The 20,913-nt window shown below is 53.5% G+C and carries 18 protein-coding genes; all 18 read right to left on the bottom strand.

Annotated features, from left to right (window positions below; genetic code table 11):
- Positions 1-16 precede the first annotated feature (16 nt).
- Positions 17-262 (bottom strand): DUF3243 domain-containing protein, encoded by a 246-nt coding sequence (locus L1F29_RS12390; RefSeq protein WP_258388615.1) that lies wholly within the window; start codon positions 260-262, stop codon positions 17-19.
- 121 nt (positions 263-383) lie between these two features.
- Positions 384-1,112, bottom strand: a complete 729-nt coding sequence (ymfI, locus tag L1F29_RS12385; RefSeq protein ID WP_258389673.1) for an elongation factor P 5-aminopentanone reductase — start codon at positions 1,110-1,112, stop codon at positions 384-386.
- A gap of 14 nt (positions 1,113-1,126) precedes the next feature.
- Positions 1,127-2,413, bottom strand: a complete 1,287-nt coding sequence (yfmH, locus tag L1F29_RS12380) for an EF-P 5-aminopentanol modification-associated protein YfmH (protein WP_258388614.1) — start codon at positions 2,411-2,413, stop codon at positions 1,127-1,129.
- Positions 2,414-2,416: 3 nt separating this feature from the next.
- On the bottom strand, positions 2,417-3,697 hold the full coding sequence (gene yfmF, locus L1F29_RS12375) for an EF-P 5-aminopentanol modification-associated protein YfmF (protein ID WP_258388613.1): 1,281 nt from the start codon (positions 3,695-3,697) through the stop codon (positions 2,417-2,419).
- A gap of 128 nt (positions 3,698-3,825) precedes the next feature.
- Positions 3,826-4,605, bottom strand: a complete 780-nt coding sequence (gene sleB, locus L1F29_RS12370; RefSeq protein WP_258388612.1) for a spore cortex-lytic enzyme — start codon at positions 4,603-4,605, stop codon at positions 3,826-3,828.
- 100 nt (positions 4,606-4,705) lie between these two features.
- A complete protein-coding gene (locus L1F29_RS12365) occupies positions 4,706-7,390 on the bottom strand; it encodes a DNA translocase FtsK (RefSeq protein ID WP_444980957.1) in 2,685 nt (894 codons plus the stop codon).
- 63 nt (positions 7,391-7,453) lie between these two features.
- Positions 7,454-7,678 carry a YlzJ-like family protein gene (locus L1F29_RS12360; protein ID WP_258388610.1) on the bottom strand — a complete coding sequence of 75 codons (225 nt, stop codon included), beginning with the start codon at positions 7,676-7,678 and terminating at the stop codon, positions 7,454-7,456.
- Positions 7,675-8,421 (bottom strand): ClpP family protease, encoded by a 747-nt coding sequence (locus L1F29_RS12355; RefSeq protein WP_258388609.1) that lies wholly within the window; start codon positions 8,419-8,421, stop codon positions 7,675-7,677. The genes L1F29_RS12360 and L1F29_RS12355 overlap by 4 nt, the downstream gene beginning before the upstream one ends.
- Positions 8,422-8,600: 179 nt before the next feature.
- Positions 8,601-10,280, bottom strand: a complete 1,680-nt coding sequence (locus tag L1F29_RS12350; RefSeq protein ID WP_258388608.1) for a ribonuclease J — start codon at positions 10,278-10,280, stop codon at positions 8,601-8,603.
- 258 nt (positions 10,281-10,538) lie between these two features.
- On the bottom strand, positions 10,539-11,414 hold the full coding sequence (gene dapA, locus L1F29_RS12345; RefSeq protein WP_258388607.1) for a 4-hydroxy-tetrahydrodipicolinate synthase: 876 nt from the start codon (positions 11,412-11,414) through the stop codon (positions 10,539-10,541).
- Between the two features lie 117 nt (positions 11,415-11,531).
- Complete coding sequence (dapG, locus tag L1F29_RS12340) at positions 11,532-12,746, bottom strand: aspartate kinase (protein ID WP_258388606.1); 1,215 nt, start codon at positions 12,744-12,746, stop codon at positions 11,532-11,534.
- Positions 12,747-12,817: 71 nt separating this feature from the next.
- Entirely contained in the window at positions 12,818-13,858 is a 1,041-nt protein-coding gene (locus L1F29_RS12335; RefSeq protein ID WP_258388605.1) for an aspartate-semialdehyde dehydrogenase, read from the bottom strand.
- Between the two features lie 81 nt (positions 13,859-13,939).
- Positions 13,940-14,533 (bottom strand): dipicolinate synthase subunit B, encoded by a 594-nt coding sequence (locus L1F29_RS12330; RefSeq protein WP_258388604.1) that lies wholly within the window; start codon positions 14,531-14,533, stop codon positions 13,940-13,942.
- A complete protein-coding gene (gene dpsA, locus L1F29_RS12325; protein WP_258388603.1) occupies positions 14,530-15,429 on the bottom strand; it encodes a dipicolinate synthase subunit DpsA in 900 nt (299 codons plus the stop codon). Before dpsA ends, L1F29_RS12330 begins: the two co-directional genes overlap by 4 nt.
- Positions 15,430-15,719: 290 nt before the next feature.
- Positions 15,720-16,103 (bottom strand): dUTP diphosphatase, encoded by a 384-nt coding sequence (dut, locus tag L1F29_RS12320; protein ID WP_258389672.1) that lies wholly within the window; start codon positions 16,101-16,103, stop codon positions 15,720-15,722.
- A 40-nt stretch (positions 16,104-16,143) separates the two neighbouring features.
- Positions 16,144-17,409 (bottom strand): M16 family metallopeptidase, encoded by a 1,266-nt coding sequence (locus L1F29_RS12315; protein ID WP_258388602.1) that lies wholly within the window; start codon positions 17,407-17,409, stop codon positions 16,144-16,146.
- Positions 17,410-17,543: 134 nt separating this feature from the next.
- Positions 17,544-18,539 (bottom strand): polysaccharide deacetylase family protein, encoded by a 996-nt coding sequence (locus L1F29_RS12310; RefSeq protein WP_258388601.1) that lies wholly within the window; start codon positions 18,537-18,539, stop codon positions 17,544-17,546.
- A gap of 243 nt (positions 18,540-18,782) precedes the next feature.
- A complete protein-coding gene (pnp, locus tag L1F29_RS12305; RefSeq protein WP_258388600.1) occupies positions 18,783-20,885 on the bottom strand; it encodes a polyribonucleotide nucleotidyltransferase in 2,103 nt (700 codons plus the stop codon).
- Positions 20,886-20,913 lie beyond the last annotated feature (28 nt).

Here is a 20,913-nt window from a genome sequence, read left to right as displayed (position 1 = left end):
GGGTGAAAGCTACGATTTACTTGACAAGCTTAACCATCAGCCTGGCGATTGTTTTCTTCTCGTCCTCGTCACCGGCATCCCAAATATCTTTGAGCACGCGCTGCTGCTCATTCTTGGGATCGACCTTCTCATCCAGGAAGGAGCCGATTTCATAGGCAAGATTGGAAATCGTGTCTTCACTTAAGCCCATTTTTTTCGCTTGGCTTACTCGTTCAGCCAAAAAGTGTTTCCATGTTTCGAAATTAGAAAGGACAGTTGTCATTGTGAAGGCCTCCTTTTGCGTGTTGACCGTTGACGGCAACAGTCGTATTGTGCACGCAATAGACCTTTCTTATTCGACGAAACAGATCCGTAAAAAGTTTCAACCAAGATGGAGTCATCCTCTAAGTAAGCCAACCGCCATTGGGACTAATAATCTGGCCTGTTATGTAAGCGGACTCTGGGAGTGACAAGAAATAGACAAGCGACGCGATTTCATCCGGCTGCGCAAAACGGCCGACCGGAATTTCGGACTCCAGCGCCGTCTTCTCATCTGCATCCAGGTTGTCCAGCATGACGGTGTCCACGGCACCGGGCGCAACGGCATTAACCGTTACGCCGGAAGGCGCAAGCTCCTTGGCAAGCGCCTTCGTGAAGGCGTTCATGCCGCCTTTGGTCGTGGAATACAGCACTTCGCAGGAGGCACCGGACATCCCCCAGATGGAAGAAACATTAATGATTCGTCCGTATCGCTGGGCAATCATCTGCGGCATAAAAATCTGGGTGCACAAAAACATCCCCTTCAAATTGACGGACATGACATCGTCCCAATCCTCTTCCGTCACATCGGCGAGCATGCCGTAATGGGCGATACCCGCGTTGTTCACGACAATATCCGGAACCATCCCGTGCAGCTCCAGTTTCTCGCGCATGCGGAGCAGCTGCTCCCTGGAACGAATATCGGCCGTAACGGTCATAACATTAGCACCCAGCTGCATACAGCTGCGTGCCGTTTCATTGGCTGATTCATGCGATTTCATATAATGGATGACGATATTCATGCTCTCCGCGGCAAAGCGGCGTGCGATCGCCGCTCCTATTCCGCGGCTTCCCCCGGTTATGAGCACCGTCATCTCCTTGAGCATTTTCAAATCGGATCTTTCGCGACGATCGAAGCGGCCATTCGTTCCCAATTAAAATGTTCCCGAAGCCGTTGATTCGCTTCTTCAAGCGTAATGTCTTCAAAAATCGGCACTAATTGAAACAGATCCGCGCCCCGGAATCTGTAGCGCGTAAACTCGCCGGCAATCGCTTCAGGGGAATTGAGAAGCCGGAGATATCCGCCGATACGCTTCCGTCTGGTCCGTTCAAAGGACTGCTCGTTCAAGCCGCTGGTCTTTGCGGCTTCAATAGCCGTGCGGATCCGGCTGATAAGCTCGTCGGGATCGCGGGTTTCACCGCCGATGATGGAGAACGCATAGTCCGGACTGCTGTTGAACTCATGACCGAACCCATCCGAAATTAATTGATCGTCATAGAGCTCGTGATACACCGGAGAGCTTGAACCGAGAAGCGTATCCAGCATCAGCTTTGTCGTGATTTCCGTCCGGAGCAGCTGATCGGCGGACATCTTCGGTAGGTCTTCCTTGAAGCCGAACAAGCATTTGGGCAAGGATACGGGAAGAACCGCCGTTTTGCGCTGCTGCTTGACAGCGGCCGGCTCCTCGTCGAAGAAGCGGTTGATTTTTCCTTGCTCTGCGAACGTCTTGCGGGCTTGATTGTTCCGTACAAGCTCCATCACCCGGTCCGGCTGAACGCCGCCAACCACGAACAGGAACATATTAGTTGGATGATAGAATGTTTCGTAGCAGCTGTACAGCGTTTCCTTGTCAATCTTACGGATCGACTCCGCCGTTCCGGCAATATCGATGTGGATCGGATGCACATGATACAAGGCATCGATCAATCCATAATAAACGCGCCAATCGGCGTTATCGCGGTACATGTTGATTTCTTGCTCAATAATGCCTTTCTCCTTCTCCACGTTCTCGTCCGTGAAATAAGGATGCTGAACGAAATCCAGCAGCGTCTCCAGATTGGCGTCGATTTGCTCCGTAGCCGAGAATAGATATACGGTCCGATCGAAGCTCGTATACGCATTTGCGGACGCGCCTTGCGAAGCGAACGTGGCAAATATATCGCCTGTCGGCTCTTCGAACATTTTGTGCTCAAGGAAATGGGCGATACCATCCGGGACCGACAGCGGCGCTTGATCGCCGACGGCAAAACGGTTATCGATCGAGCCGTAACGGGTTGCAAACGTCGCATAGGTCTTGCTGAAGCCTTCCTTCGGAAGCACGACGACTTCAAGCCCGTTGGGCATCACTTCGCGATATAAGGTTTCTTGTACGCCAGGGTACGATAAGGTTTGCATCGGTCACTCCTCCTTCCCGTCACGCAGGAAATAGATGGTATCCAGTTCGGTCTTGCGGGCTATTGCGGCGATTTGCTCGGCGGTGACCGCTTGCACCTGCCGGAGCAGCTCATCGGCTGTCCGCTCCTTACCCGATAGAACCGTATTAAAGTCGTAAGCGATCATTTCGTTAGCGGAATCCTGAAGCTCCCGCAGATGGTTCGCGATCATGGCCTTGGTCTGATTCAATTCCAATTCGCTGTATTTGCCGGAACGCATGCTTTCCAGCTGCTCTTGGATGATCGCCGTCGCCCGATCGTAATTGGCGATTTCAATGCCCGATTGAATCGTGCATATCCCCTTGTGGCCGTCGAAACGGGAAGCCGCATAATAAGCCAGGCTCGCTTTCTCGCGTACGTTAAGGAACAGCTTCGAATGCGGGTAGCCGCCTAATATGCCGTTGTACATCAGAGCCGCGGGATAGTCATCACTAGCATAGGACGTATGAACGCGCAGCCCCATGTTCAGCTTCCCTTGGTTAACATCCATCCGTTCCACGACGCTTCGTACATTATGTACCGGCTTCGAGACCGAAGGCATGACATATGAGGCCGGCTGACCTTCTCCGATACGAAAAGCATCGGCCACGAGCGCTTGTACCTCGTCAAGCGTCGTATCGCCGACCACGTATAAGTCGAATGCAGCTTCCGACAGCCATTTGCGGTACATAGCCGTTAGTGAATCCGCCGTTATTGCAGGTATGTCCGCGCGTTGTCCCAGCGCATGAAGCCGATAAGGCTCCCCTTGGCACATCTCTTCAATGCAGCGTTCCGCGGCATAGCGGATTTTATCGTTAATAATCGCTTCCAATCTTTTGCGAAGCGTTTCTTTCTCGGCATTCACATACTTGCTGCGGAGCTTCCCCGCCTCTTCAGCCGGGTTCGATAATACTTCGCCAAGCAGCTTCAGAGACTCTGCGAGCAGCGGCTTATCGAAGGAAACGAACCGATCGTTAATAACATCCATGCGGAACTGGATAATCTGCGAATCTCCTCGTTTATAGACATCGAAGCCGAAACCTGCACCGTACAATTCATCCAATCGTTCGCGAAAAGCGATGGTCTCCGGCGTCGAAGCCGTACCACGGCGAAGAACGAACGGAATTAAGGCAACCGGTGTCACTGTATCCTCGGCAAGCGGCAGGCCCGCAAACAGAGAAATAGAAAACGTCTTAAACCGTTTGGTCGGCATTACATGCAGCCGGATGCGGTTTAATTGTCCTCGTTCGAATCGGGATTTGATCACGTCTGGCTTCCCCTTCCGCTCTAGTTTATAAAGTAAATCTATTCCAATCAGCTGAAGTCTATTCCATTCTACCCGATTGGAAATGGAAGAAGCAACCCGCTAAGCAGCGGGTTGCTTCTATGCGGCGGCTACATGCAAAAAATATGTTTGCCGATCGTCTTGACTTGCGGACGCGTCCAAATCCATGCGGAGGTTGCCGTTTCCGGATTAAAGTAATACTCGCAGCCGCCGCTAGGGTCCCAGCCGTTGATGGCGTCTTGCACGGCGCGACTCGCCTTCTCGTTCGGAGTTAACCAAATCTGGCCATCCGCCACGGCCGTGAATGCGCGCGGCTGAAAGATTACACCGGAGACCGTATTCGGGAAGTTCGGCGACTTCACCCGGTTGAGGATAACAGCCGCTACGGCGACTTGTCCTTCATACGGCTCGCCGCGGGCTTCCCCGTATACGGCATTGGCCATCAGCTTCAAGTCGTTGGCCGACAAGCCAAGCTTATTTGACTTCGGCAAACTTGGAGCGCCCGAGGTCTCTTCTTTCGGCTTCTCCGCATTGCCGGTTCCTCCGGTAGCTTCATTACCGGTAGGCCGCCATTGCTTCGTGGCTTCCCAGAGTTTGAGCTTCGTCTTCGCTCCGACAATACCGTCTGCCTTCATGCCGAATTTCCATTGAAACCATTTGACCGCATTCAAGGTAGCCGGACCATAGTGGCCATCCACCTTGCCGTTGAAATAACCGAGATACTTTAAGCGTCCTTGAAGCTCAAGAATGTCTTTACCGGAAGAGCCGACCTTTAACGTTGCATTGCTGAACGTTTCGGCACTCCGGCCTCCGCCCGCATGCATCAGCGTGAATGCGCCGAACAACAGAAGGACGATGACGAAGGTCACCGCGATTAATCGTTTTCTCATCCTTAGGATCTGCCTTTCTCTTGCAAGTGGATTCTTAAGGGAGCAAGCAAGCTTAGACCTAGTATGAGAAACGAAGCTGCCTTCTATGCACGAATTTGCCTCAGGAACTAATCTTTCCGGCGTCGTATTGATCGATAGTCTGAAGAACCTCGCGGGGCTTGCTTCCTTCGTACGGGCCGATAATACCGCGGGCCTCCAACTGATCGATCAATCTTGCCGCGCGATTATAACCGATACGCATGCGCCGCTGAAGCAGGGATACGGAGGCCTGCTTGGCTTCCAGCACAATACGGGCCGCTTGATCGAAGAGCTCATCCTGCATCTCAAGCTCTTCCTCGGAGCTGTCGTCCAATTCCGGTACGAGGTCCTCCTTGTATTCCGCCTCTCCCTGTCCCCGGGAATAGGTAACGACGGCCTCGACTTCCGGATCGGAGAGGAACGCTCCCTGCACACGTATCGGCTTCGACATGCCGACAGGCAGGAAGAGCATATCGCCGCGGCCAAGCAGCTTCTCGGCACCCGCCGAATCGAGAATCGTACGGGAGTCCACCTGCGACGAAACGCCGAAAGCAATGCGGGATGGTATGTTGGCTTTGATAACGCCGGTAATGACGTCTACCGACGGGCGCTGCGTCGCAATAATAAGGTGGATGCCGGCGGCGCGTGCCATCTGGGCCAGGCGGCATATCGCATCTTCCACATCATTGGCGGCTACCATCATCAGGTCGGCCAGCTCGTCCACGATCACGACGATAAACGGCAGCACCGCCGCCGGATTATCGGCAACCAGACCGTTGTAGCCTTCGATATTGCGAGTGCCCGATTTCGAGAACAGCTCGTATCGCTTCTCCATCTCGACAACGATTTTCTTGAGAGCAAGCGATGCCCGCTTCGGATCCGTAACGACCGGCGCCAGCAGATGGGGAATCCCATTATAAACGTTCAGCTCGACCATCTTCGGGTCGATCATTAGAAACTTCACTTCATCCGGACGAGCCTTGTACAGAATGCTCGTAATAATACCGTTAATGCAGACCGATTTTCCGGAGCCGGTCGCCCCTGCCACGAGCAAGTGAGGCATTTTGGCCAAGTTTCCGACGATGGACTGTCCGGAGATGTCGCGTCCGAAAGCGATGGAAAGCTTGGATGTCGCATTTAAGAATGACGGTGTTTCCATGACTTCACGCATCGTAACCGTCGACACTTCCATATTCGGCACTTCGATTCCGATGGCCGATTTCCCTGGAATCGGAGCTTCCATGCGAATGTCCTTCGCCGCAAGAGCGAGCGCAATATCATCCGTCAAGCCGACGATCCGGCTCACCTTCACGCCTGTGGCCGGCTGCACCTCGTAACGCGTCACCGCCGGACCGCGGACAACGTCGAGCACTTTCGCCCTTACGCCGAAACTCTCCAGCGTCGCTTCCAGCTTCCTTCTTGAATCGGCGGCATCAGCGCTGTCTCCGGACTTGCCTGAGCTGGCCGGCTTCGCGAGCAGACTCATGGGAGGGAGCTGATACGGCTTCATCTCCGGCTTGACAGCGGCTGGTATGGCAGGGCTTGCCGAATTCTCATCCGCTTGTTCCAGCGCAGGGCTTGATATCGCCGTAGATGCCGGCAATGCTTCGTTCTCAGGCTCCTCATCCGCCTCCGATAATGCCTGCAAGTGAGTCTGTTCTATGTAGTCGTCATGATCCGAATCCGATGCGCTGCCGCTATGGCCTGCTAACGAATCGGACGGCTCATCCTCTTCCCATGGCAAGCGCTCCTTCTCGGAGCCTGCTTTCGCCGTGCTGTCTTCTTCGTTAACCGGGTAGGCCCGCCAATCGTCCTCGCCAACCTCATCGTCGTCCATCCATTCTTGGCGGCGGTAACGATCCTTCCCCGTCCGCGAGGGCAATTGCTCGTTGTCCTCCAGCAGCCATTCGCCGTCTCTGGATGAAGGATGCCCTTCTTGCACCGCAGCATCGTTAAACCACGAGAAAAAGGGCAGCTTCTTCGCCTTAACGCGCGGCTTCGGCGTTTGTTCATAATCCTCGTCGTCATCGTCTAGCAAGCGGTCGTCATTCACGATAGGGCCGCTGCCCGGATTGACGCCCTTGCCGGCTGAAGAGGCCGCAAGCGTTGTTCTCCTGCCCGATCCGGCAGTCAGCCTTGCATACAGCAGCGACAGGAGTCTCCCGCCGCGCCGGCGAAGCGTACCGGCAAGCTCCACGTAAGATTTGCCGGTCATCAGCATAAATGAAATCGCGAACATGACGATCATTACGAATTTGGAGCCGAAATAACCGAACAGCAAGTATAAGAGGGTGTATTGGAAAGCCCCTACATACCCGCCGCTGACCGGTTGGCCCGCCACCTGCTCGTCCCTGCCGGGTGCAGGAGCCGGACTAAGCAGCGTTTCCCGGATGTCGCTTCCGAGCTCCTGCAGAATATAACCGGCATCCAGCCCGCCGGTCGGCTCCGTCTTCTTGTCCATGACGGCAATCGAGCTGTACAGCGTTAGGGCAAGAACCAGAAGCAGCAGCCCCGACTTGCGGTTCGACCACCCGGATGGCCATTTGCGTTTAATCATGACGGCAAGCCCGACATAGATGCCGACCAGTGCCAGGACAAAGTAGAACTTCCCGAGTGCGAGTCCGAACAGCTTGGACAACGAACGTCCGACCGTCGCTTCTCCGGAAAGCGCTATAACCGAGAGCGTAATAAGCAGAATGCCATACACTTCGTATTTTAAGTTCGCGCCAAGCGAGCTCTTTCTTTTCTTTTTTCGTTTCGCCAAGATCAGTCACCTCTGGTTGTTATTATACCATAGGTGGACAAATGTTCCTATTGGACCGGTTTCCAATTAAGTCTCCCGGGCGCCATATGCGATGACCGTTCCAGGCGTATATTCAGGCTTTAAGTAAGCCTCTAAAGGACATTCCAGCAGGCGGACAATACGTCCGATGCCCGGCGATAACGGCTCTACCTGCATCCGGATTCCTCCGACGGCAATGTCAACGAACGGTCCTGGCTGCTCATTCAACCCGTTCAAGACGACTTCTAACGGTACGCTCGAGTAAATTGTCATTGCGGCAGTCCTCCCATTCTGTTTCGTTTGCTCTCCTCGATGATGCGATTCAGCTCGCGAAGCGCATCTCCGATCCCCCCTACCGCATCGATTAACCCATCCTTCACCGCATCGGCACCGATCACGGTCGTCCCGATGTCGCGGGTGAGCTCGCCCGTCTTGAACATCAGCTCTTTGAAGCGCTCTTCGCTCATCTTCGAATGAGAGGTTACGAACCGGGTGACGCGCTCCTGCATTTTCTCTAAATATTCGAATGTCTGCGGCACTCCGATTACTAGCCCGTTCATCCGAATGGGATGGATCGTCATCGTGGCGGTTTCGGCTATGAAGGATTTGACCCCGGCTACGGCGATCGGCACGCCGATCGAGTGTCCCCCGCCCAGCACCAGCGTTACCGTCGGCTTGCTCAAGGACGAGATCATCTCCGCAATCGCCAATCCCGCTTCCACATCGCCGCCGACGGTGTTCAAGACGATAATGATTCCTTCAATCTTCGGATTCTGCTCGGCCGCTACCAATTGAGGAATTATATGTTCGTACTTGGTCGTTTTGTTCTGCGGAGGCAGGACGATATGACCTTCCACCTGACCGATAATCGTCATGCAAAATACGTTCGATTCCGTTGCCGGCGTAACGGTCTGCCCCAGCTGTTGAATCGTGTCCACGACGGGATTGACCGGCTTCCGTTCGGCTTCCGGCTCCTGCTGCTCCGAATTGCCTTGATATTGTAAGTTGTTTTGCATGTGATACGCCTCCTCACAGATTGTCTGTTCGCCTCGCCATCTATCGGCCTGTAATTCCCGGCTCTGCATAGTATGGAATGGAGAAATGGATTTATGCAAAAGCAAGCAACGCAAAAAAGACGGTTTCCTCTCTACCCGCAGGTCGGGCAAAAAGAAAACCGTCTGTTTCTTCCTATGAGCTATACTTCCATAATGATTGGCAATATCATCGGACGACGGCGGGTCTGCTCGTACAAGAAACGTCCAAGCGCATCCTTCACATTCGTCTTGAGCGATGCCCATTCATTCACTTTGTCGTTCATTAGCTTCTGAAGCGTCGACGATACGATGCGGTTCGCTTCTTCCAGCAAACCTTCGGATTCACGCACATAGACGAATCCGCGGGAGATAATGTCCGGACCTGACAAGATCGCTCCGTCCTGCTTGCTTAACGTGACTACGACGACCAGAATGCCGTCTTGCGAGAGCAGCTTGCGGTCGCGCAGAACGATGTTGCCTACGTCGCCAACGCCAAGACCGTCAATGAGAACATTTCCTGCCGGCACCTTATTGCCCTTGCGTCCAACACCGTTCTGGAATTCTACCGTATCGCCGTTATCGATCAGGAAGATATTCTCCTTCTCGACGCCAACCGCTTCCCCAAGGAGTGCGTGATGACGCAGCATCCGATACTCGCCGTGAATCGGGATGAAGTATTTGGGCCGGATCAGATTGAGCATAAGCTTAAGCTCTTCCTGGCTTCCGTGACCGGATACGTGTACGCCCGATACCGAGCCGGGACCATAGATAACGTTAGCTCCAAGCCGGAACAGCTCGTCTACCGTACGTCCTACTAAGCGCTCGTTACCCGGAATAGGTGTAGCTGCGATAATAACGGTGTCACCCGGCAAAATATCAACCTTCCGGTGAGTTGAGCGGGCCATGCGCGTTAATGCGGACATTGGCTCGCCTTGGCTGCCGGTCGATAGAACGACGACGCGGTCTGCTGCTAATTTATTGATTTCTTCCGGTTCGATCAGCATCCCTTCAGGGATGTTCAAATAGCCGAGCTCCGAAGCGACCGTAACGACATTCACCATGCTGCGGCCAACGACGGCAATTTTGCGGCGGGTGGCCATCGCTGCGTTGATAACCTGTTGAATCCGGTGAACATTCGAAGCGAATGTCGCGACGACCACGCGCTGTGTTGCCTTCCGAAAGATATCTTCCAGTTCTGTGCCGATCTTGCTCTCTGATGGCGTAAAGCCAGGGCGTTCCGCATTCGTGCTGTCCGAAAGCAGCGCCAAAACGCCTCTTCTGCCAATATCCGCCATACGCTGAAGATCGGCATATTGATTATTAACCGGCGTATGATCGAACTTGAAGTCGCCCGTGTGAACGACGATGCCTTCCGGAGTATCCAGACATACACCGACCGAATCCGGAATACTATGATTCGTCCGGAAGAAGGATGCGCGGATCGATCCCAGCTGAACTTCCGAATCCGCATTAATAAGAATGCGTTTCGATTCGCCGAGCAGCCCGGCTTCCTTCAATTTACCCTCGATGAGTCCGAGCGTAAGCTTCGTTCCATAGACAGGAACATTCAGATGTTTCAAGACATAAGGCAATCCGCCGATATGATCTTCATGGCCATGGGTAATAAGAATGCCTCTGACTTTATCGCGGTTCTCCGTCAAATATGTAATGTCCGGAATGACGATATCAATGCCCAGCATGTCCTCTTCCGGGAACTTCAATCCTGCATCCACGATTACGATATCGTTTCCATATTGAATGACGTACATATTTTTCCCGATTTCACCGACGCCGCCCAAAGCAAAAATAAGCAACTTATCCTGGTTGTTTTTTTTCGACAAGTGGATCTATACCTCCTATAATTTTCCATAATAGTATAGAAATTCGTCCTATATTCGAGGACAATTTCGTTTTTTATAATCCTTTCGGATTCTGACGCCGCTCCAAACCTTTCCCTTTTTCAAAAATTTGCCGCACACCGTCTCTTGAGAACATTATACATGATTGAAATTAAGAAACACAAGTAAGCTAAAATGAGGCGATGACAAAAAGAAAAACCGATGCATGCGCACCGGTTTTTCGCGAGTGCAAGTCGGATGCTACGCGAGTAATTCACGAAGCGAGGCCATCTCGGCTTCCGTTGCGCCGACGAGCGGGAGGCGGACACCGCCGACAGGCAGCCCTCGCAGCGCCAAAGCAGCTTTAACGAGTACGGGATTCGGTACCGGGTTAGGCAGCTCGAATAAACCCTTGAATACGGGATGACATTTCTGATGGAGCTCGGCCGCTTCTTGAACGCTGCCATTCAAGTAAGCTTGTATCATGCGCTTCATATCGGCGCCGATAATATGGCTGGCCACGCTGACGATTCCATACCCGCCGACAGCCAGAACGGGCAGCGCTGCGCTGTCATCCCCGCTGTACACCCGGAAACCTTCCGGTGCGCCCGCTACGATTTGGGTTACCTGATCCGTCGAAGCGCATTCCTTGGTCGCTACGATATTATCCAATGCCGCAAGCCGCAATGTCGTTTCTGCCGTCATGCTCGCTACCGTTCGCGATGGAACGTTGTACAGCATAACAGGCAGCTTCGTGGATGATGCAATTGCTTTAAAATGCTGAAAGATCCCTTCTTGACTAGGCTTATTATAATAAGGCACTACAAGCAGCACGCCGTCAACGCCGCATTCTTCCGCTATTTGGGTTAAGTGGATCGAATGGGCGGTATCGTTGCTGCCTGTTCCCGCAATGATTTTGCAGCGCCCGTCCGCATGTTTGACAGCAAAACGGAATAATGCCTCTTTCTCCTCGTCCGTCAACGTAGGCGATTCGCCTGTCGTCCCGGAAACCACAATACTGTCGCTTTGCTGCGAATCAATCAAATGATCCATTAGCCGTCCTGTCGCATCCCAATCAATAACGCCGTTCGTATCGAATGGCGTTACCATTGCGGTGATCAGTCTACCGAATTCCATATTGGCTCCTCCTATTACACTGCAACCCTTTAGTTGCCGTATTTATCGCGCGTCCATTGTCGTAGCTTAGAACCGATAGCTGCGATAAGCTGCCTATCCTCGCTTATGCCGTCATTCCTATTCATGAAGAGAAAACTTTGCGTGCAGCGCTCGAAGAGCGCCGGCCATATCCGCCTCACGCACAAGCACCCAAATCGTGGTGTTCGAGTCCGCCGATTGGAGGATCGGTATTCCCTGCTCCGTTAACGCCTCCACGATACGGGCCATAATACCCGGCACGCCGTTCATTCCCCCGCCGATGACGGATACTTTCGCACAGCTGCCGACAGCGACCGGCTCATATCCGAGTTGTTTCAATACGGCGACCGCCTGAACGGCATCGTGGTCGAAGACGGTGTATACCGCTCCTCCCGGCGTAACATTAATGAAATCGACGCTTATATGATGACGCGCCATCGCTTGAAACACTTGCAGCTGAACGTCCGTGTTTCCTTCACGCGCATGTACCGTAATTTGAGTTACCCCGCTGACGTGAGCAACTCCGGTCACTAACCGATCCTTGACCGCCGCCACTTGAGCCGGGCTTGAAATATCCGTAACCAGCGTCCCCTCATCATCGGAGAACGTGGACCGGACGCGGAGCGGAATCCGCGCCTGCTGAGCAATTTCTACAGCCCGCGGATGGATGACCTTCGCGCCTTGCCGCGCCATGTTGCATATCTCTGCGTAACCCACTACCGACAAAGGTCTGGCATCCTGTACGATACGCGGATCTGCAGTCAGAATACCGTTGACGTCGGTATATATATCGACGCGCTCTGCCCGCAGAGCAGCTCCAAGCGCTGTCGCCGACGTATCGCTGCCGCCTCGGCCGAGCGTCGTCATGTCGCCGGATTCGGTCATACCTTGAAATCCGGTTACGATGACAACCATCTCTTCCTGCAAATGGCGAAGCATCTTCTCCGTCCGGATTTCCAATATGCGCGCACGCCCGAATTGGTTATCCGTTACGATTCCCGCTCCGCCGCCGGTCAGAACGACTGACGGTATCGAATTCGATTGAAGCATGCTGCACAAAGTGGCCGCGGATATAATTTCTCCGCAGCCAAGCAGCAGGTCCCGCTCCCTCGGGGGAAGCGAGCCCCCGTTCTCGCGGACAAGCGTCAGTAGCGTGTCCGTAGCATACGGATCACCTTGTCTCCCCATCGCCGAAACGACAACGACCAATTGATAGTGCCGCTGCCGTTCTCTCTCGATGTGCCTTAGCACATACTGTCGCGATTGTTCGGTTGACAATGAAGTCCCGCCAAACTTTTGAACGAGGATGGGCATGATTAACCTCCGTATTCGACCGAAAGACAATGCCGAACCGTTATCGCCCTGACAACCCTGCTGCTAAAATGTTACTTCTTCTGAAGTGCGATGTATTCCGCGATCTGGACAGCGTTCCACGCTGCGCCTTTAAGCAGATTGTCCGAAACGATCCACATGTTCAAGCCTCGATCCGATCCGAGGTCGCGACGCAGTCGTCCGACGAATACATCCGGCTTTCCAGCGGCTTCGGTAGCCAGCGGATACAACTGGTTCGCCGGGTCGTCGACTAGCGTGATACCCGGTGCGTCCGACAGCAGATTCTTGACGTCTTCCAGGTCGTAATCATTTTTCAATTCTACATAGACAGACTCCGAATGGCCGTAAACGACCGGAATGCGTACGCAGGTAGCCGTGACGTCAATCGATTCATCGCCCATGATTTTCTTCGTTTCGCGAACCATCTTCATCTCTTCCAGCGTATATCCGTTATCGGTGAACTTGTCGATTTGCGGAATCGCATTGAACGCAATTTGATGTTTGACGGGCAGCGAGCCTACCGGTAAAATATCCGGGTTCAGATCATTCCCGGAGAGCGATTCGCGGGTTTGGCGCAGCATCTCGTCAATTGCACGGCTGCCCGCGCCGGAAACCGCTTGATAGGTCGACACGATAATACGCGCGATGCCGTAACGGTCTTGAAGCGGCTTCAGCGCCGCAACCATTTGAATCGTGGAGCAGTTCGGATTGGCAATAAGCCCATTATGCTCGCTCACTTTGTCAATGTTTACTTCCGGCACCACAAGCGGCGTATTCGGATCCATACGGTATGCATTCGTATTATCGATACAAACCGCGCCGCGTTCGATGGCATGAGGAGCAAGCGATTTGGTTACGTCCCCGCCTGCGCTGAACAGCGCGATCTCAATTCCGTTGAAGCTGTCTGGAGTCGCTTCCTCCACTGTATGTTCTTGACCCTTAAACATGATCTTCGTACCGGCTGAGCGAGCGGACGAAAGCAGCTTCAGCTCGCCGATCGGAAAGTTCCGTTTCTCGAGCAGACCGATAATTTGTTCCCCTACTGCGCCTGTCGCGCCTACAACCGCGACGTTAAACAATTTCTGATTCGACATGTCGTCGTCTCCCCTCAAAATGAAACTTATGTCAAGGATTGCTCCAATTGCATACTTAGAGTACAGCTATTTGTTTGTTCGTTATGATTGAGTGCGCTCAATAAGAAGCGGCTGCAGCTGCTGACCTTTCAAGGCCGCTTCGCAAGCCTCCGGCACAAGATCCATCTTCGCGACAAGCGAATTGGGCTTCTGCAGTGGATTATCTTGGCCGAATGGAACGAAATAGACGTTCTTGCAGACGAGCAGCTTGGCGATATTAGCCGCGTTCAAGCCCAATCCGTCATTCGTCGAAATCGCCAGCACAAGCGGACGCTGATTGCGCATCTGCGCCTTGGCCGCCATCAATACCGCACTGTCCGTCATGGCATTCGCCAGCTTGCTTGTCGTATTGCCCGTACAGGGCGCTATGACCAGGACATCCAGCAGCTTCGAAGGGCCCAGAGGCTCTGCTTCTACAATTGTCGAAATCAACTCGTTGCCCGTGATGGACTTCAGCTGCCGCTGCCAATCTTCCGACGTTCCGAATCTTGTATCCGTCGTCATTAAGGTTTGGCTGGCGATAGGCACCACGTTGGCTCCCTCATCTACAAAGCGCTTGATGACCGGCATTACCTCCGCAAAGGTGCAGTGAGATCCGGACAGCGCGTAACCGACCGTTTTACCTTGCCATTTCATTGCTCATTCCCCCGCTTACTGGTCTCTTCCTTAATCAATCGGCTTAAACAATCCGCAATGATGCGTCCAGCGGTTTTGGGTGCGACGATTCCTGGGAGACCCGGGGCGAGCAAAGCTTTAATACCCCGCTTCTCTGCGAAGCGGAAATCCGTTCCGCCAGGCTTGGAAGCAAGGTCGATAATGACCGCTCGAGAGGGCAAATTTGCAATAATTTGCGCTGTGACTATCATAGTCGGAATTGTATTAAAAAGCAAGTCAATATTCCCCACATTCTGCAAGAGTTCCTTGATATAGAAGGGCTCAAACCCCATTTCGTACGCCCTTGCATAGTGCTCCTCGCGCCTGACTCCCACCTTGACCTTGGCACCGAGCCCTTGAAGCGTCCGGGCCAGCGTGAGCCCCGTCCGTCCAAGTCCCAGGACCATGCAGGAAGAGCCATGAATCGTAATATCGGTGTTCTGAATCGCCATCATAACCGCGCCTTCTGCGGTCGGGATTGAATTATAAATGGCCACGTCATCCCGATCGAACAGCTCGACGAGACGGATCATATGCTTGCTGCACAAATCGCGTAAATAGGTCTTCGCCATGCCTGCATAAATGATACAATGCTTAGGCAGCACCTCGAAAAGCTCCTCCGACAGGATGAGCTCCTGGTCGCTGAATACCGTCATGATCCGGCCGTCATCATCCGTCCCGACAGCAGGTAATATAACAGCGTCCGCTGTCTTCATCAGCTCTACGTTCATATCTGCCCGCACAGCACCGTCGAGCGGTGTATGCAGCTGGTCGAAGCCGGCTATCGTCACAGAAGCGTCTAGCTCGGTCAGCTTGCGAATGACCTCGAGCTGGCGTGCGTCTCCGCCGAGCAGCACGACCTGAACCCCCGTTAGCATCGGGGAACCACTCCTTTCCCACTGCAACCGTTAACGGCATTACACCGCTATCCCCGGCTGTCAGTCTGCGCACTTGGATATAGACCATAGTATGCGAACGCCCACAATGGGTGCTTCTCTTCACGGGAAGATCACAATGAAAAAAACCCGGAGCGCCATCGCTCCGGGCCGGTATAGGAATTAAGGGCAGCCTTGCGGCAACCTTCTTCCTGCACCATTCATTGTACCTATTTATCGTTCTATATAACAGAATTGAGTCCGCTGTTTACCTGCTTGTTCCCAATCGCGCTCTATACGCCTGTATGGCCGAATCCGCCCGCACCGCGAACGGTCTCCGGTAATTCATCGACTTCCTCGATCGTTACCTTCGGTACGACCTGGAATAACATCTGCGCAATGCGTTCGCCGCGCTCGATCGTGAATGCCTCGGTACCCAGGTTGACGAGCAGCACCTTAACTTCTCCCCGATAATCCGCGTCGATCGTTCCGGGCGTATTCAAGCAAGTAATGCCGTGCTTGAATGCCAGCCCGCTGCGCGGCCGGATCTGGGCTTCCAGATCGGCAGGCATCGCCATAGCGAAGCCGGTCGGAATAAGCTTCCGCTCTCCCGGCTCAAGCAGGACGGGCTCGCTCACGGCCGCATGTACGTCGAAGCCCGCTGCAAGCTCGGACATTCGGCGCGGCAGCTGAATGTCTTCATTGCCGGGAAGCCGTTTAAAGGTTACTTGATACAAGGCTATCCCTCCCCAGTGTAGATGCTGCCTTATCGTTGCTTCCGACCATCGCCACGGCGAACGGCACGGACAGCATCCGTTTGGTGACATCCTGTATATCTGTCATCGTTACGCTATCGATCCGGTTCAGCAATTCATCCTGCGTATAATGCCGCCCGAGCATCAGCTCGTTCTTGCCGAGCCGGTTCATGCGGCTGCTTGTGCTCTCCAGGCTGAGAATGAGGCTTCCCTTCAGCTGCTCCTTCCCCCGATGCAGCTCGGCTTCCGTCAGACCCTTGGCCGATAGTTCATGGAGCATCTCCATCGTCAAGTCGAGCACGTCTTTCGTCTGCTTGGGAGCCGTGCCGGCGTAGATGGTGAACAAGCCGCTATCCGCATAAGAGGTATGATAAGAATAGACCGAATAGGCAAGACCGCGCTTCTCGCGGATTTCCTGGAACAGCCTTGAGCTCATGCCTCCCCCAACCGCATTGTTGAGCAGTATCATCGCGTACAGCTGCGGATCCGCAATCGAGCAGCCCGGAAACGACAGGCAAATATGATTCTGCTCCGTCTTTTTCTTATGGAACAGATAAGTCCCGTTGAAGACTGGAGCCGAAACCGGCTGTTCCGCTCCGGTGTTGGCGAAGCCGCCGAAGTGACGCTCCAGCAGCTCGAGCAGCGCCTTCTCTTCCACGTTGCCGGCAACGCTGATAACCGTGTTGTCAATACGATAATGATCCGCCATGTAACCCCGCAGCGTATCGCTGGTCATCGCCGTCAGACGCTCCTCCAAGCCAAGGATCGAATAAGCGAGCGAGTGATCGCCGTATGCAGCCCGCGACGCCTCGTCATGCACTTTATCGTCCGGCGTATCGTCATACATCGCGATTTCTTCCAGAATTACATTCTTCTCCTTGCCGAGCTCGCCTGCGTCGAATTGCGATTCGAAGAACATATCGGCCAAGGCATCGACGGCCATTGGCAAATGCTGATCCAGCACTTTAGCAAAATAACACGTATATTCCTTCGCCGTAAAGGCGTTCACATTGCCGCCGATCCCGTCGAATAAATCAGCGATATCCTTCGCCGATCGGCGCGCGGTGCCTTTGAAGAGCATATGCTCGATAAAATGTGAAATCCCGTTGTTCTCAGGCGTTTCGTTGCGCGATCCCGTCTTTACCCAAATACCGAACGCGACCGACCGGAAGGTAGGAATATATTCGACTACGACGCGAAGCCCATTGCTAAGGGTATAATTATTCACCGCAGTTCCTCCTGAAAGTTTTCTGCATCATCTCAAACCGGCTTCCCTTCAGAGCGGAAAACTAGCTTCGAAAGCATGCGCTCGATTCCCATGTCGTGCTTGAGCTGAAAATCAATGATAACACTATATCAAAATTATAGCCCCGCCTCAACTAACCTGACACGGTCCGAAGATAAGGTTTCGCTGACAGTGCCCAGCACCAGCCCTTTTTGCTTAATGGCTTTGATCATCCCGGGCAGCGCCCCGCTTGCGGAATCGGTTGGATGCATGAGAATGAGGGTGCCCGGCTCGACCCGATTTCTGATTTTGCGTATGATCGAATCCGGAGACGGGTGCATCCAATCGACCGTATCCAGCGTCCACAGGACGGTCTTTAATCCCTGTTCCGCCGCAACCTCCACCGTCATGCGATTGAATGCGCCGGAAGGCGGCGCGAAGAAACGGTTCGAGACGCCGAGCGTAGATTTCAACAAAGCCTCCGTCTTCGCGATTTGATTATAAGCCGAGGTTCGGTCAAGCTTGCTCATATCCGGGTGCGAGTAGGCATGATTGGACAGTTCATGGCCATGCGACTGGATGAGACGGGCAGCTTCGGCATTCTTCTTCAGCCAAGAGCCGTCGAAGAAGAAAGTGGCCTTGACATTCTCTTTCTTGAGCGTTTCGAGCATCGGTTCCAAAAATTCGTTCCCCCATGCCACGTTAATCATCAACGCAACCATCGGCTTTTCGGGATTGCCTTTATAGATCGGCTCAATTCCGAGATCATCCAACCCCACCTTCGGCTGGATCTCCTTGTAGAAGAACTTGATTGGAGCATCGGCCGGTTCGCTGCGCATATGCAGGTAGGTCTTCTTCACATCGACCTCGATCCCGTTATATCCTGGAATCGCCTTCCAGACCCGGTCCACCCGGGCATCGATCGGCGCGATTCGCCGCTTCGCCGATTCTTCCTCGATCCTCAATCGGAGCGCTTGATCCTCATCCCCCGATAAGAAGGCTGTCCCGAACGTGCTTATGGCCTTGCCAGATTTCAAGCCGCTTACGTAAGCCGATAAATCATCATTGAATTGAACGGCAAGAAGCAGCGCTCCCATGACTGCTGTCATCACAATCGCCTTCTTCAGCATCATCGCTTCGTCCCACCCTTCTTCTTCTCATCATATTATGGCTCGGCCAACATTATGTGAGGTAAACCTCATCCAAGGTCTTCGAAGTTGAGCGTTCGCAATTCGCGGCTGGATTATTCATCCTTCGAGAAGTTTCTGTGTAGGAGCACCGTTCGTTTCGCAGCCGGAGATAGACAAAACAAAAAGAGACAGATGAAATCTGGCTCTTTCTACTTGCCTTTTTGGAAAATGCCGAAGCATTCCGTCTTAAGATTTGGCCGGCTCTTGCGCAGCCAATACCGCTTTGCGTGAGAGGTTGATGCGGCCCTGCTGATCGATTTCGGTAACCTTTACCGTAATTTGATCGCCAATTTTGAGGACATCCTCGATCTTGGCTACCCGCTCAGTGGAAACTTGCGAGATGTGTACCAGACCGTCTTTGTTCGGAAGGATTTCAACGAATGCGCCGAATTTCTCGATCCGTTTGACCGTTCCGAGGTAAACCTCGCCGACAACGACCTCGCGTACGATACCTTCAATAATTTGCTTCGCACGCTCGTTCGCCTCTTGATTCGAGGAAGCGATGAATACTTTGCCGTCCTGCTCGATATCGATTTTGACTCCGGTCTCTTCAATGATCTTATTGATGATCTTGCCGCCGGCGCCAATAACGTCACGGATTTTGTCCGGATTGATTTGCATGATCACGATCTTAGGCGCATATGGCGATAAAGCTGTCCGAGGCGCCTGCATGACTTCCGTCATTTTGCCGAGGATGTGCATGCGTCCTTCACGTGCCTGCTCCAGCGCTTCGCTCAGAATCTCGCGGCTGATGCCGTCGATTTTGATATCCATTTGGATGGCTGTTACGCCTTCGGCCGTACCCGCTACTTTAAAGTCCATGTCGCCAAGATGATCTTCCATCCCTTGAATATCGGACAGAACCGATACATGGTTGCCATCTTTAATAAGTCCCATCGCCACGCCGGCAACCGGCGCCTTAATCGGCACGCCCGCATCCATCATCGCCAGCGTGCTTGCGCAAATACTCGCTTGGCTCGTCGAGCCGTTCGATTCCAATACTTCGGAAACGAGACGAATCGTGTACGGAAATTCCGCTTCGGATGGAATGACCTTCGCCAGCGCGCGCTCACCCAATGCGCCATGACCGATCTCGCGGCGTCCCGGCGGACGGAGCGGTCTTGCTTCGCCAACGCTGAACGGCGGGAAATTGTAATGGTGCATGAACCGTTTCGTTTCTTCCAGGTCGATGCCGTCCAAAATTTGCACATCACCAAGCGCACCAAGCGTACAAATACTGAGCGCTTGCGTCTGGCCGCGCGTAAATAGACCGGATCCGTGCGTACGAGGCAGCAGCGCCACATCGCATTCGATCGGGCGGATCTCGCTTAATCCCCGTCCGTCCGGACGCACTTTATCGTGCGTGATCAGTCGGCGCACTTCCTCTTTCACGATATCATAGAGCGATTCTTTGACATCGCCAAGAAGCTCCGGCGTTTCCGCATATTCCACTTCAAAGTGAGCGACCGTTTCCGCATTCACCGCATCGATCGCATCTTGACGCGCATGCTTCTCATGGATGCGTACGGCTTCTACAAGACGATCCGCCGCATAGGCGCGCACCTGCTTGTCCACTTCATTGTCCACCGCATGAAGCTGCACTTCCATCTTGGGCTTGCCGGCGATTTGCTGCAGCTCTTCGATTACCGTAACGATCTTCTTGATTTCTTCATGGCCGTACATGATCGCTTCCAGCATGACCTCTTCGGAAACCTCGTTCGCCTCGGCTTCCACCATCATGATGGCATCTCTCGTACCTGCAACCGTAACGAAGATATCCGTCTTGGCCTCTTCTTCGACGGTTGGGTTAATAATGAACTTTCCGTCGATCCGGCCGATAATAACGCCGCCGATTGGACCGTTGAATGGAACATCGGAGATCGAAAGCGCCGCCGATGTACCGATCATAGCCGCGATTTCCGGCGGGCAATCCTGATCGACGCTCATGACGATATTGGCAACCTGTACTTCATTGCGGAATCCTTCCGGAAACAACGGACGGATCGGACGGTCCGTCAGACGGCTCGCCAAAATCGCCTTCTCGCTCGGACGGCCTTCACGTTTAATGAAGCCCCCCGGAATTTTGCCGACTGCATAAAGTCGCTCTTCATAGTTCACTGTCAACGGGAAAAAGTCCAAATTTTTAGGTTCGTTGGACGCCGTGACTGTACATAGGATGACGGTTTCACCGTAGCGTACGGTAACCGCCGCATTGGCTTGCTTGGCCAGTCGGCCCGTTTCCAAAATCAACGGACGGCCGCCGAGCGTCATTTCAACACGATGCAGCACTTAAATCCCTCCTCATTTCTGTCATAGA

The organism is Paenibacillus spongiae, from assembly GCF_024734895.1.
GTDB lineage: Bacteria > Bacillota > Bacilli > Paenibacillales > Paenibacillaceae > Paenibacillus_Z > Paenibacillus_Z spongiae.
This window is presented reverse-complemented; position numbering and strand designations above follow the sequence as displayed.